Raw genomic sequence first — 12,988 nt, 5'->3', positions numbered from 1 at the left:
ACAATGCCGCACTGCCACATTCATACCGGGTTAATAGTCCAGTTCCTAAGACTCGTGGAACAAATGCAGTCCCCGCGCGGTTTTCGCCGTGGGTGAATGCCCCAAAATCGGACGCGGCCACGACTGCGTCTCAAGAACATAAAGTACAACGAGGAGCCCCTATGGGAATGAAATCCAGATTGTTTGCCAGTGCCGCCTTTCCGCTGTTGTCGCTGTCGCTCGTAATCCCTCCAGTACATTCCTTTGCAGCAGTTGCCAGCGTTGAACAGGTTCGCACAGCGCCGCAAGCAGTCGCGGGCAGCTTCGAAGTTGCACAGGATGCGCCCTCCGACGAAGAGCTTCTGAAGAAGCACCACAAGCAGCACGGCGGCGGCGGTGAAGAACAGGCGCCGGCCTCCCAGGAGCAGCCACAGCAATCGCAGGAAGCGCCTGCCGAAAAGCCACGCAAGCAGCGCGAGCCGGCAGCAGAAGCACAGCCCGCGCCACAGCAAGAGCCTGTCGTCGAACAGCAGTTGCAGGAGGCAGCCCCCGTAGAAAAACCGCGCAAGAAGCGGCAGCCGGCCGCGGAGCAGGCAGAGCCCGCGGCTCCGCAGGAGCAGATAGCCCCGGCCCAGGAACAGCAGTTGCAGGAAGCAGCCCCTGTCGAAAAACCGCGCAAGAAGCGGCAGCCGGCCGCCGAGCAGGCAGAGCCCGCGGCTCCGCAGGATCAGATAGCGCCGGCGGCCCAGGAACAGCAGCCTGCGGAAAGCCAGGAAAAGCCGCGTCGCAAGCGTGACAAGCAGCCATCGCAGGAAGAGCCAGCGCCACAACCGCAGACCGAACAGGCGGCCCCGCAGCAGGAGCAGGCGCAGCCGCAGGCTGAAGAGCCGCAGCCAAAGGGCAAGGCAAGCAAGCAAGCCACGGATGGCTCGGAACAGCCGGTGAAGCCGCGCAAGAAGTCGGCTCAGCAGCAGGAGGAACCGCAGGCACCGGCCGCGGAAAAGACGCCTGTTCCGCAGGAGTCGCCCGCACCTGAAAAGGCTCCTAAGCCGCAGGAAGCGCCTACGGCCGAAAAGCCGTCTGTTCCCGCACAGGAGCCGGCAACCGAGGCCCAGCCCGGCGGCACGCAGCCAGCTCAGCAGCAGGGTGAGCAGGCTCCCGCGCTTCAGCCAGCTGAGCCCCCTGCGCAGCAGGGCGAACAAATCCCGGCGCAGCCGACTGACCAGCCTGCAGCGGGTCAGGCAGAGCAGGCTATCCCTGCTCCGGAGAAAGTCACGCCTAAGGAGCTTGAGCGTCGTAAGGAGATTGCTGCGGATCCGAGCAAGAGCACGGAAACCGTCGTTCTTCCGGTTGAAAACGGTGCTGCCGTTCTCGATAGCGACAAGGACGCCGATCGCTCCGGTGGGGTCCAGTCGCGCCGTGACCGCGACAGGCAGCGTGGACAGGAGCAGAACTTCCGCGTCCCGAAGTCCGATGCCGACGCCCAGATCATAACCGAAGGCGCCAAGGCCGCTCCGATCAAGATCGAAGCCGTCACCAGCGAAGAGGGCCGGCGCCTCGACAGGCGTCCGCAGTTCGACAGGCCGGAAGGTGCACGTTTCGGTGAGCGCGGCGACGACAATCGCGTGATCATCCAGATCAACAACCAGACGATCGTTCGCGGCGATGACGACAGGCGCTTCCTGCGGGATGGCGAACGTCCGATTTACGAGCAGCTGCCGCGGGATCGCTACCGCGAGACCATCGACCGTGACGGCTATCAGATCGTGACGATCCGCAATCGCTATGGCGATATCATCCAGCGGTCGCGCCTCGACAACCGAGGCCGCGAATCGGTTCTCTACTATTCGCCTGACCTCTACGAAGATCCGGACCGTGGCTACTTCGAAGATCCGGGTCGCGACCTGCCGCCGATGCGCCTGCGCATTCCGCTCGATGACTACATAATGGACACGAGCAGCGATGATGGCCGCGACTACTACGACTTCCTACGCGAGCCGCCGGTGGAACCGGTAGAGCGTGTCTATTCGCTTAATGAAGTGAAGTACTCGGCACGTATCCGCGACAAGGTTCGCCGCATCGACCTCGATACGATCACCTTTGCGACGGGCAGTGCCGAAATCCCGATGAGCCAGGCGCGCAGCCTGCGCAAGGTTGCAGATGCCATCAATGAGGTCCTGCGCAAGGATCCGTCGGAAACCTTTCTGATCGAAGGTCACACGGACGCTGTGGGGTCTGACCAGAGCAACCTCGTCTTGTCGGATCAGCGCGCTGAATCCGTCGCGAACGTCATGACCGACGTTTACGGGATCCCGCCTGAAAACCTGGCAACGCAGGGCTACGGCGAGCGTTACCTCAAGGTAAATACGCAGGGACCGAACCAGGAAAACCGCCGCGTTACCATTCGTCGCGTGACGGCGCTCGTTCGCCCGGTCGCTTCGCGCAACTGAGCTGACAGCCAAGAGCTGATGGGAAGCCGCCGGGAGACCGGCGGCTTTTTTCTTTTGCTCACGCTGCAATGTTGGTGGCGGTTGCCGAGCCTCAGGTCGTAAAGCGAGCGTCGACGATTGGTGTTGCAAGCCCGCAAAGAATACCGGGAACGAGGCGGAGGCTGCAGGCCTCAATCATCCGGCGTGAAATGATGTTGTCAGCGTGGACGAACTCAACCACTTCGTCTGCCCCCAGCGTTTCGAAGGCCGCTCTGACCGCTAGGGCATTGACAAGCCGACCAAGTCCCTTTCCACGCTGTTGCGCCGCGACGGCGATCAAACCGACCCAGGCGGTGCCTGAGTGTTTGCTGTGGGTGTTGAAAGGAATATTCGCATGAGCGGTTGCGACGACATGACCTTGAGCGTCAGCGAGGGCGATGGTGACCGCGGGGACTATGTTGCCAGCCAGCATGGCGCCTGAAAATGGCGCTATGCCATTTTCCGCCATGCATGTCTGCACAGCTCTGACAGCGTCGTCGCCGGGATCGGCCGTCAGATTGACACGCGTTAAGCCACCGGGAATGTCATCCTCCAGGATCGCGGTGCAGGCTCGCGTCGCCGCCGTGCGATCCGCCCTGCAGACACTCCACACGTCAACGCGATAGGACGGCCCCAGCTTCAGACGGATGTCCTCGATGCATGTCGCCGACATCATGCGGAAGCCGAAGACGCCGTCCTGGGCGAGGCGCTCGTCGACAAATGCCCAGTCGATGAGGTCGAAGTTGTCGACCGAGAAGAACCGCCCGGCTTGCACAAGGCCCGGCGTGGCAGCGATTTTAGGCTGCGCCTCGTCGGACTGACGCTGCAAGCGCTGCTGCTTTTCCGTGCCGTAGTAGGTCATTGCTCCCTCGCAACAAGGTTTTCTACTTTGCAGGTAGTTCCACTATGCCCGAAATGAAATCTGCGATCGCCCCGGTGTCGTCCAGATTGAAGACCGGCAGAAAGCCTTCGGCGATCGGGTGATCGGTCGCAATGGCGACGATGAAAGGATCCGTCGGCGCGAGAGGTTCCTGGTTCGCGGAGTCAAAACGACGGGCTTCGATCTTTGGAATCGGCTCGCGCTTATAGCCCTCGATCAAGACGAGGTCACAGGGCGCGATGCGGCCAAGGATTTCTTCGAATGTCGGCTCCGGGGCGCCGCGCAACTCATGCATGATGGCATAGCGCGTCCCGGAAACGATGGTGACTTCTTGCGCGCCGGCCTGCCGATGGCGGTAGCTGTCGGCGCCGACCTTGTCAATGTCGAAGTCATGATGGGCGTGCTTGATCGTGGAAATGCTGTAACCGCGGCTGGTGAATTCCTCGACGAGGCGGACGGCCAAGCCCGTCTTGCCAGAGTTCTTCCAACCGGCGATGCCAAAGACCTTCGGCTTGTCCATCAGACCAGCACCTTCAGCCAGCGTTCCGCCTCTTTGAGGTCGTCGGGCGTGTTGACGTTGAAGAACGGATCGAGGAGGCTCGCCCGTGTCGGACGCAGTGGGAAGTCAACTTCCCTTACGTCATGCCGTAAGAGGAAGTCCCGAACGCGGCGTTTTTCATCGGTGGCAATCCAGGCTTCGAGATCACCGGCAAGCTTAACGGGCCATAAGCCGAACACCGGATGGCTGCGGCCTTCCGAGGCGGCGATAGCAATCTTCAAAGGCGCATCGATGGCGCCGGCAAGCCAATCGACGAGGTCGTTGGGAAAGAACGGACTGTCGACAGAAACGCTCATCACGTGCGTCACCCCCGTCAGCGTTGAGCCGTAGGCCATCGCCGCGTGAATGCCAGCCATCGGTCCCGCTTTGCCGGGAATTATATCAGGAATGAACAAATGCCGGCAATTTTCCGGCGCCGCATCGGCATTGACCGCAAGGGTGCTCACTTGGGGCTCAAGCTGTTCGATGACGCGCTCGAGCAGGCTGCGGCCGTTGAGGCGCACGGAGGCTTTGTCGCGGCCCATGCGGGAAGAGCGCCCGCCCGCCAGGACCACACCCGGTATATTGGATCTATCTAGCGCAAAATCGTTCATGATTGCCTCAGACGGGTGTTCTCGGCTCGGATTCCTGGGCGACGGGCGGCACATGGCGCTTGGCCTCACGATAGAACGTGTAGAGGCCGGACGCTATGACCACTGCAGCACCCGCCAGCGTCCAGAGATCGGGAAACTCCGCGAAGAAGACGAAGCCCAGCAATGTCGAGAAGATCAGGCTGGTGTAGCGGAATGGCGCCACGAAGGAGATTTCCCCCGTTCGCATCGCCATGATCACCGACTGGTAGCCGATCAGCACCAGAATGGCGGCGAGCAGCAGATGGGACAGCGATGTCAGGCTGACTGGCTCCCAACCGCCAAGCAGCGGCGTCAGCAAGGCGCCGACGACCGTCACCGAGACGGCCGTTACCACTGTGATCATCAGCGAAGGGATCTCGCGGCCAATACCGCGGGTGGCGAGGTCGCGGCCGGCTGTGGTGAGGACGCTGCCGACGCAGAGGAGAGCGGCCGCCGTGAAACCGTCCGGTCCGGGCCGGATAATGATCAGCACGCCAATCAAGCCGACGAGGATAGCTGACCAGCGACGCCAACCGACAGGCTCGCGGAAGAATAGCGCCGCACCGAAGGTAACAACCAGAGGAAGCGATTGCAGGATGGCGGATGCGTTCGCGATCGGCATCATTCCAAGAGCGGTAATGTAAGTCACCGCTGCCAATATCTCGCAGATGACGCGGATGATGATCATCGGTTTCAGGATGATGCGCCACGGACGCAGCGCCCCCATGTGACGGGCAATGAAGTAGACGAAAATGCTCGTGAACAGGCCGCGCAGACACATGATCTGGCCGGCATTCATGGAGGCGATAACTGACTTGGAAAGTGCGTCGCTGCAGGAAAATCCGGCCATGGCCGAACTCATGTAGATGGCGCCCTGGGTATTGCGGGACCGCGGCATGTCGATATTCCGATTCTCGTACACGTCCTTTTAGAAGGTGCCTGTCGCCAAGGGAATCGATCGAAAGCCACAGTCGCGATAATTCGATTGCGCAGTGCACAATGACACAGGCGGTGCGGGCAGGCGTGGGCAGGAAACGGGTGGCAGCGCGTCCCGATGTCTGAGATTTGGAATACCGCGAACAACAAGCGGAGGTTCCGACATGAGATATCTGGATGGTAAGGTCGCAATCATAACGGGGGCGAGCTCAGGTATCGGCCGGGCAGCAGCCAAACTCTTTGCAGCCGAAGGCGCGCGGCTCGTCGTTGCGGCGCGGCGCGAGGCCGAACTCGGTATGCTGGTCGAAGAGATCGAGCATGCGGGTGGCGAGGCCGTAGCCGTTGCCGGTGACGTGCGCGAGGAAGCTTTGAACCGGCGGCTGGTCGAGGTGGCGGTCGAGCGCTTCGGCGGTCTCGACGTCGCCTTCAACAATGCCGGCGGCACCGGCGAATCGGCGCCGGTGGCAGACGTGTCGCTAGCTGGCTGGAACGAAATGCTGGCGCTCAATCTGACCAGTGCGTTTCTGGCGGCGAAATACCAGGTGCCGGCGATGATTGACCGCGGCGGTGGATCGATCGTCTTCACTTCGACCTTCGTCGGCCATACTGCGGGGATGCCAGGGATGGGCGCCTACGCGGCGAGCAAGGCCGGGCTGACCGGGCTGGTGCAGGTGCTTGCTGCCGAACTCGGTCCAAAAAACATCCGTGTTAATGCGCTGTTGCCAGGTGGCACCGACACCGCGCTGAATCCGGCCAACTTCGAAAATCCGGATATGCAGCTTGTCGCCTTCATCCATGGCCTGCACGCGCTGAAGCGCTTGGCGCAGCCAGAGGAAATCGCCAGGGCAGCACTTTTCCTGGGGTCGGATATGGCAAGCTTCGTGACCGGAACATCGATGCTGGCCGACGGAGGGGTCTCGATCAACCGGACCTGATTTACCCGAATCCCGTTGGCGTCACCCGCCGGTGACGCTCATGTGGCGGGCAACCGCCGGGCGGTTGTGGGTGCGGTCGATGATGAAGTCGTGACCCTTCGGCTTGCGCGAGATCGCCTCGTCGATCGCCGCATAGAGCAGCCCATCGTCCGGGGTGGCGCGGACGGCGGCGCGAAGATCGGCTGCATCGTTCTGGCCGAGGCACATGTAGAGCGTCCCGGTGCAGGTCAGCCGCACGCGGTTACAGCTCTCGCAGAAATTATGGGTCATCGGCGTTATGAAGCCGAGTCGGCCGCCAGTTTCCTTCACTTCGACATAGCGGGCAGGCCCGCCGGTGCGGTAGCCAATGTCGGAGAGCGTGAACTGTTGTTCTAGATCGGCCCTGAGCTTCGACAGAGGCAGGTAGCGATCCGTCCGGTCTTCCTCGATCTCGCCCATCGGCATGGTTTCGATGACGGTCAGATCCATGCCGCGGCCATGCGCGAAGCGGATCATCTCGGGCATTTCGCTGTCGTTGAAATCCTTCAGCGCCACCGCATTCAGCTTGACCTTCAGACCGGCCTTCTGGGCCGCCTCGACGCCCTCCATCACCTTGTGAAAATCGCCCCAGCGCGTGATCTGATGGAACTTGTCGGGATCGAGCGTATCGAGCGAGACATTGATGCGGCGAACGCCCGACGCGTAGAGCTCATCGGCGAAGCGGGAAAGCTGCGAACCGTTGGTGGTCAGCGTCAGCTCGTCGAGACCGGAGCCGATTTGTTTGCCGAGCTCGCGCACCAGATACATGATGTTCTTGCGCACCAGTGGCTCGCCGCCGGTGAGCCTCAGTTTGCGCACGCCCTTGGCGATGAAGGCGGAACAGAGCCGATGCAATTCTTCGAGGGTGAGCAATTCCTGCTTCGGCAGGAAGGTCATATGCTCAGCCATGCAATAGGTGCAGCGGAAATCGCAGCGATCGGTCACCGAGACGCGCAGATAGGTCACGGCCCGCTGGAAGGGGTCGATCATTGGTTTTGCCTCTGCAACCAGTGGCGATGCGCTGCCTGTCGTTCCGACGTTGCTGTTCACGAATGCCTCCGCAATGCTACTAATGTGCGTATAGGCTATTGCCACGTCAAGGGAAACGCTTTCGGGAGCGGCAAATTGCGCTTGCCTCACCAAGCGCCATTGCCTACTCGTGATTTTGAAGGGGAATGGGATCATGAGCGATATCTGGCCGACCGAACTCAGAGTTTCAAAAGACCGGCAGCACCTCATCGTCACGTTCAACGATGAGCGAAGCTTCGATCTTTCAGCCGAGATGCTGCGCGTGCTTTCGCCGTCAGCGGAAGTGCAGGGGCACGGGCCCGGACAGAAAGTGACGGTGCCAGGAAAGCGCAACGTCGCGATTATTTCCCTGACGCCGACCGGCAACTACGCCGTGCGAATAGGGTTCGATGACATGCACGATACCGGCATCTACACCTGGACCTATCTGCGCGAACTCGGCGAGCGTGGCGAGGATCTCTTTGCCGCCTACGAAGAAGAGTTGCGCGAGAAAGGCATGGATCGCGACACGTCAGAGAAGCCGCGCTGAACGACAATTGCCAGAAGGGGGAATGCATGACGGGAAAGAGCAAACGAAACTGGCTGCGCGCCAAGGGTAGTCCAGGCAGTAGCAGGGTCACCTTTCTCGAATTGTTCTTCGATCTCGTCTTCGTATTCTCGATCTCGCAGCTCTCGCACGCGCTGGCCGCCCATTACACACCGCTTGGGGCTGCTGAAGCCGGGCTGATGACCTTCGCGGTTTGGTGGGTTTGGATATTTACCGCCTGGGCGACAAATTGGCTCGATCCCGACAAGATGCCTGTTCGGATCATGCTCGTGGTTTTGATGTTGCTCGGTCTGGTTCTGTCCGCGTCCATTCCCGAAGCCTTTGCCGACAAGGGACTGCTGTTCGCTGGTGCTTACGTTTTGATGCAGGTCGGCCGATCGCTGTTCACGACCTATGCCTTTAAGGATCGTAGCGCTTCCAATTGGCGCAACTTCTTGCGTATCAGCACCTGGTTCATCGTTTCCGGTGTCTTCTGGATCGTCGGTGGCTTCCTTGAACACGAGGCGCGATTGATCGCGTGGGTCATTGCGCTTGCCATCGAGTATGCCGGGCCGGCGAGCAGCTTCGCAGTGCCGGGGCTTGGCAAGTCGAACGCAACCGAGTGGGATGTGTCTGGCGCACATATGGCCGAGCGTTGCGCGCTTTTTGTTATCATCTGCCTCGGTGAGGCGGTTCTGGTTTCGGGACGGACATTCTCGGAAATGCCGTTCTCAAAATTGACGGCGGTTGTCTTCTTCACCGGCTTTATCGGGACGGTGGCGATGTGGTGGCTCTATTTCCGTTTTGGCCACGAGCGGGCGGCGCATCGGATCGAGCACGAAGAAACGCCGGGAAGTCTGGCACGGCAGGCCTTTACCTATGCCCATATTCCGATCCTGGCGGGCATCATCGTTCATGCCGTCGCGGTCGAGTTCATGTTCTCGCATCCGCACGAAACTGGCAATCTCGGCGTCATGGCTTCGGTGCTCGGCGGCTCAGGCCTGTTCCTTGCCGGCAATCTCTGGTTCAAGGGAGCGACCAGCGGGCGGCTGCCGTTGTCGCACCTAGCAGGCCTCGTCCTGCTGATCCTGCTCGCTTTTGTCGCGCTCTTCATCGAGCTCTACCTTGCCGGCATCCTGGCAACGCTGGTGCTGATCTTTGTGGCTGCATGGGAGTACAGATCTCTTACCGGACCCGCGGTCGGCGAGACGGTGCACTAAGATCAGTCTTCGTCGACAAGGTCGCGCTGCAGCACGCGGATGATCCGTTCCATCGAGCCTGCCATTGCCATACACTGCTCGATCGGCTCGGGTGAAAGCACACGTTCGATGAGGTCGGTCTGGATGACCATGGCCTTCTCGGTGACGTCCCGGCCTTCCGGCGTCAGGAAAAGACGCAGCACGCGCTTGTCCTTCTCATCGCCGCGCCGTTCGATCAATCCGCGCTTTTCCATCTGCGGAAGCAGCATGCTCATGTTCGAGCGCCCGACCAACAGCTTGCGGGCAAGCTCCTGCTGCGAAATGCCTTCAAAGCGGTAGAGATTGATCAGAATGTCGAGATGCGGGGTCTTTATATCCAGTTCGGCTAGCGAGCGACCGAGCGACTGCTGCATCAGCTGGCAGGCGCGTGCGACGGCGATCCAGCTGCGAAAACGCGGATGATCCCAGGGTAGGGATTGATTTTTGTTCATCGTTGTACTTTATTGTTCAGTGTTGAACATTGTTGGATTCCCACTATGACAAACTTTGCGCTGAAGGTCACCCGCCTCGGATTCTCTCTGTTGCAGTCGGTTTCGCCGCGCATCGCCGGGAAGGCCGCATTCCGCCTCTTCTGCATGACGCCCTCGGCAAAGCCGAAGGGTGACAAGGCAAAAGCGGCACATGCCGCCGGCGCCTCGAAGCTTGCCGGAGCGGAGCGGTTCACGCTCCGCCTTGCTGGCGGCGGAAAAGCCCATGCCTATCGATTGAATGGTGGCGCTCTGGGACGCCGCCCTCGTTATCTTGTGACGCACGGCTGGGGATCGAGCAGCGCCTACATGGCGGATCTTTTGGAGACGCTGGCTGCCTCGGGTGCAGAGGTGATTGCGGTCGATTTTCCAGGTCATGGACGCGCGGCCGGGCGGGTTCTGCACATGGGAATGGCGGTGAAGGCCATTGAGGCTGCAGAGCGACGGTTCGGCGCCTTCGACGCGGCGATCGGCCATTCCTTCGGTGGTGCCGCTCTGATGGTGGCCGCGTCCGGCATGCTGCCGGGAGTGCGTGCCGTCGTGCCGGAGAAGCTGACGTTGATCGGCTCGCCGAGCGAGATGCACTGGCTGTTCAAGGATTTCGGCAAGATGATCGGGCTCCGGCGGAAAGCGCAGGATGTGCTGGAGAAAGAGGTACGGCGTGTCACCGGCCGGAGGCTGGAGGAATTCGATGCAAGCAAGGCGGCAGGCGCGATCCGACGTCCGGTACTGATCGTGCATGCCGAGGATGACAAGGAAGTAAGCCACATCCATGCTCGGCGCTATGCGGCGGCAGGCGACACTGTGCGGCTCTATTGGGCGAATGGCTTCGGGCATCGTCGAATCGTCGCGGCGCGGCCGGTATTCGACGCGATCACTGGTTTCCTTGGCGAGGGAGCCGTCGATAAAGATGCTGAGATCATTCCTCTTTTCGAGCTTCCGGCACGGCGCATGTCATTGTAACGTCACGTTAGGCAGCTAAAGGCCGCCCGGACAACATGGCAGGACAATCATGAAAATCATAGAAACGGTAGAGGGACTCGCAGCGATCTACGCTGGCGGGCTGACGCAGGCATCCGTGGCCAAGGTGACGGATTATCTGACGCCTCTCTACCGCGAGATGATCGAAGCATCACCCTTCGTGGCGCTGGCGACAGTGGGGCCCGAAGGACTAGACTGTTCGCCGCGCGGTGACATCGGCGGCGTCGTGCGCATTGTGGACGACAGGACGCTGCATATGCCGGATTGGCGTGGCAACAATCGCGTCGACTCGCTCTCCAATATCGTGCGCGACCCGCGCCTGGCGCTGATGTTCCTCGTTCCTGGCTCGAACACCACGATGCGCATCAACGGGTGGGGCGTCGTGACGAATGACGAAGCCGTTCTGACCAGCTTCGAGATGGACGGAAAGCATCCGCGGACGGTGATCGTCATCACGATTAATGAGGTCTATTTCCAATGCGCCCGGGCGCTGATCCGTTCCGAGATATGGAACCCGGAAACATTCGTTGACCCGAAGAGCCTGCCGACACCCGGGATGATGCTGAAAGCGGCAACAGGGGATTTCGACTACGAAACCTATGATCGCGAGTGGCCGGAGCGCGCAGCCAAGACAATGTGGTAGCGTCAGAGCTTTCGCGCTTGCGGCAGTCTCACGAACGTTGCGAGTGAAGGCTGCCCAGGCTGCCAGGTGCCGAGGTCAGCCCTTGTAGATCAGCCAGCTCTTCGTGAAGTCTTTCTGCATACCGTCTTCGAAAAGGACGCTGCAGTTGCGGCCGGAATTCTTGGCGCCGTAAAGCGCCACGTCGGCCTTATGGTATAGCTCGCCGGCGTCTTCAGCATGGGAGGCCATGCAGACGCCGACCGATACCGTCACTGGCCCGTAGTTGATCCTCGTACGCGAGTTTGTGAAAGGGGTTGTTTCCAGTGTGCGACGGATGCGCTCGGCCGCGCTCATGACTTCCTCGGCGGTGTTGCCCTCGATGATGAGCGCGAATTCCTCGCCGCCGGTGCGGGCGACGAAAACGTCGCGGCGGACATTGGCACGGATGACCGAAGCGACGGTCGCGAGGATCTTGTCACCGACAGGGTGACCATAGGTATCGTTGATCTTCTTGAAATTGTCGATGTCGGCGAGCACCAGCGCGGTGACAGGGCGCATGGCGGGATTGTTGAAGACCCCGGCAAGGCGGTCATCGAAGGCGCGGCGGTTCGACAGGCGCGTCAGGGAGTCGGTATTGGCGATACGCTTATACTCGTCGAGTTCCTTGCGAACCTGGTCCATTTCCTGCGAGCGCTGGACGACGTTCTCGACCGTGCGTTCACCGTGGGCCATCGTGTCGCCAGTTGCTTCGGTCAGCAAGGTAAGGGCGTTTTCGATGAGCTCTACACTCGTATGGTTTTTCGAGCTGATCCGCTTGTAGGTTTCGCCAAGCAGCTTGTTGTAGCTCTCGAGAGATGTCTGCTCCTGGCGCAGGACGCGGAGCAACGTCTCCAACTCGGCGGCGATGCGGCCATGAACGTCGTCGAACACACGGGATGGGTTGTGCGCAAAATATTGTGCACCGAGAGCGTCCAGTTCCTCCTGGGAGGCCTGACTGCCGAGTGCGGCGAGATCCCGTGTCAGCGCCGGGTTGGAGCCGATATAGGCCTCGTAGAAGAGCTCGTAATTGCGGGGGATCGGCGCAACGCCCATGGAGCGCATCGCGAATGTGATCTGACCTGCCACATCGGGAACCTGCGCCCTCGTTGGCGCCGCGGCCGTCGTCATGCGACTACTCCTCAATTGAATGTTTAATGCAGTCTTTAATTGCTTAAACTACAAATATTGGGAAATGATTAAGGGTGGATATACCAATGATTACATGCGAAATCTGGCCATCCTTCACGTTTCTATGTTTATCGCGTTGATTTTTATTCGAGAATTTAGAAGAACGTGACAATTGCCTCGCCTTAAAGGCGAGTAACAAAAATTAAAAAATCCAACCAACCGTTTTGGTTGATCTTTCGACCGCTTCCAATTCGTTGACAGTCGGTCGCGATTGGTCGCTCTATCGCGCATCGGCAAGAGGGTGCACATTCCTTCCAACGAGCGGTACGGCTCCAACGGAAAGCATGAGATCATGGAAACGTCTCGTCACACTTCGCCCATCATCCTCGTCAGCGCAGTCATTGCCGGCTCACTCGCCTTGATCCAGCAGAATGGCTTCTTCGATGGCATATTCCACAAAGAGATTCTTGCCAGCGTGAGTGTGGAGGAGACCGTCGGCGCTGCCAAAGCCACCGCGGTCGACCATGCGACGACCGCGGCGGTCCATTGAG

Annotated in this window: 14 protein-coding genes; 7 read left to right on the top strand and 7 right to left on the bottom strand. The window is 60.3% G+C overall.

Annotated features, from left to right (window positions below; genetic code table 11):
- Positions 1–161: 161 nt before the first annotated feature.
- The gene (locus RGCCGE502_RS10835) at positions 162–2,429 is read left to right on the top strand and encodes an OmpA family protein (protein ID WP_019279866.1); all 2,268 of its coding nucleotides are present in this window, start codon (positions 162–164) and stop codon (positions 2,427–2,429) included.
- A 91-nt stretch (positions 2,430–2,520) separates the two neighbouring features.
- On the opposite strand, the gene RGCCGE502_RS10830 is transcribed toward RGCCGE502_RS10835, so the two are convergent.
- Genes RGCCGE502_RS10830 through RGCCGE502_RS10815 form a run of 4 tightly spaced genes read right to left on the bottom strand, consistent with a single transcriptional unit; the run spans position 2,521 to position 5,395 of the window.
- Positions 2,521–3,309, bottom strand: coding sequence for a GNAT family N-acetyltransferase (locus RGCCGE502_RS10830; RefSeq protein WP_016554205.1), 789 nt, complete (start codon positions 3,307–3,309; stop codon positions 2,521–2,523).
- Positions 3,310–3,331: 22 nt separating this feature from the next.
- Positions 3,332–3,847 (bottom strand): molybdopterin-guanine dinucleotide biosynthesis protein B, encoded by a 516-nt coding sequence (gene mobB, locus RGCCGE502_RS10825; RefSeq protein WP_016554204.1) that lies wholly within the window; start codon positions 3,845–3,847, stop codon positions 3,332–3,334.
- A complete protein-coding gene (gene mobA, locus RGCCGE502_RS10820) occupies positions 3,847–4,479 on the bottom strand; it encodes a molybdenum cofactor guanylyltransferase MobA (RefSeq protein ID WP_040674397.1) in 633 nt (210 codons plus the stop codon). Before mobA ends, mobB begins: the two co-directional genes overlap by 1 nt.
- 7 nt (positions 4,480–4,486) lie before the next feature.
- Entirely contained in the window at positions 4,487–5,395 is a 909-nt protein-coding gene (locus RGCCGE502_RS10815; RefSeq protein ID WP_016554202.1) for a DMT family transporter, read from the bottom strand.
- 202 nt (positions 5,396–5,597) lie between these two features.
- On the opposite strand from RGCCGE502_RS10815, the gene RGCCGE502_RS10810 reads away from it, so the two are divergent.
- Positions 5,598–6,368: an SDR family oxidoreductase gene (locus tag RGCCGE502_RS10810; protein ID WP_016554201.1), complete on the top strand. Its 771-nt coding sequence runs from the start codon at positions 5,598–5,600 to the stop codon at positions 6,366–6,368.
- A 21-nt stretch (positions 6,369–6,389) separates the two neighbouring features.
- On the opposite strand, the gene moaA is transcribed toward RGCCGE502_RS10810, so the two are convergent.
- On the bottom strand, positions 6,390–7,436 hold the full coding sequence (gene moaA / locus RGCCGE502_RS10805; protein ID WP_040674427.1) for a GTP 3',8-cyclase MoaA: 1,047 nt from the start codon (positions 7,434–7,436) through the stop codon (positions 6,390–6,392).
- A 133-nt stretch (positions 7,437–7,569) separates the two neighbouring features.
- Here moaA and RGCCGE502_RS10800 point away from each other — a divergent pair, with 133 nt between their 5' ends.
- On the top strand, positions 7,570–7,944 hold the full coding sequence (locus RGCCGE502_RS10800) for a gamma-butyrobetaine hydroxylase family protein (protein ID WP_016554199.1): 375 nt from the start codon (positions 7,570–7,572) through the stop codon (positions 7,942–7,944).
- Between the two features lie 26 nt (positions 7,945–7,970).
- Positions 7,971–9,161: a low temperature requirement protein A gene (locus RGCCGE502_RS10795; protein ID WP_016554198.1), complete on the top strand. Its 1,191-nt coding sequence runs from the start codon at positions 7,971–7,973 to the stop codon at positions 9,159–9,161.
- Positions 9,162–9,163: 2 nt separating this feature from the next.
- Here the strand turns inward: RGCCGE502_RS10795 and RGCCGE502_RS10790 are convergent, their stop codons facing one another.
- The gene (locus RGCCGE502_RS10790; RefSeq protein ID WP_016554197.1) at positions 9,164–9,631 is read right to left on the bottom strand and encodes a MarR family winged helix-turn-helix transcriptional regulator; all 468 of its coding nucleotides are present in this window, start codon (positions 9,629–9,631) and stop codon (positions 9,164–9,166) included.
- Between the two features lie 45 nt (positions 9,632–9,676).
- On the opposite strand from RGCCGE502_RS10790, the gene RGCCGE502_RS10785 reads away from it, so the two are divergent.
- Both RGCCGE502_RS10785 and RGCCGE502_RS10780 read left to right on the top strand, forming a co-directional pair.
- Positions 9,677–10,630: an alpha/beta hydrolase gene (locus tag RGCCGE502_RS10785; RefSeq protein ID WP_016554196.1), complete on the top strand. Its 954-nt coding sequence runs from the start codon at positions 9,677–9,679 to the stop codon at positions 10,628–10,630.
- A gap of 49 nt (positions 10,631–10,679) precedes the next feature.
- Complete coding sequence (locus RGCCGE502_RS10780) at positions 10,680–11,291, top strand: pyridoxamine 5'-phosphate oxidase family protein (RefSeq protein WP_016554195.1); 612 nt, start codon at positions 10,680–10,682, stop codon at positions 11,289–11,291.
- Between the two features lie 75 nt (positions 11,292–11,366).
- On the opposite strand, the gene RGCCGE502_RS10775 is transcribed toward RGCCGE502_RS10780, so the two are convergent.
- A complete protein-coding gene (locus RGCCGE502_RS10775) occupies positions 11,367–12,437 on the bottom strand; it encodes a GGDEF domain-containing protein (RefSeq protein ID WP_016554194.1) in 1,071 nt (356 codons plus the stop codon).
- A gap of 352 nt (positions 12,438–12,789) precedes the next feature.
- Between RGCCGE502_RS10775 and RGCCGE502_RS10770 the strand changes: the two genes are divergently transcribed.
- A complete protein-coding gene (locus RGCCGE502_RS10770) occupies positions 12,790–12,987 on the top strand; it encodes a hypothetical protein (protein ID WP_016554193.1) in 198 nt (65 codons plus the stop codon).
- The last annotated feature ends 1 nt before the right edge of the window (position 12,988 follow it).

It is taken from the genome of Rhizobium grahamii CCGE 502 (assembly GCF_000298315.2).
GTDB lineage: Bacteria > Pseudomonadota > Alphaproteobacteria > Rhizobiales > Rhizobiaceae > Rhizobium > Rhizobium grahamii.
The sequence above is the reverse complement of the archived record's forward strand: the minus strand, read 5'-3'. Positions and strand labels throughout refer to the sequence as shown.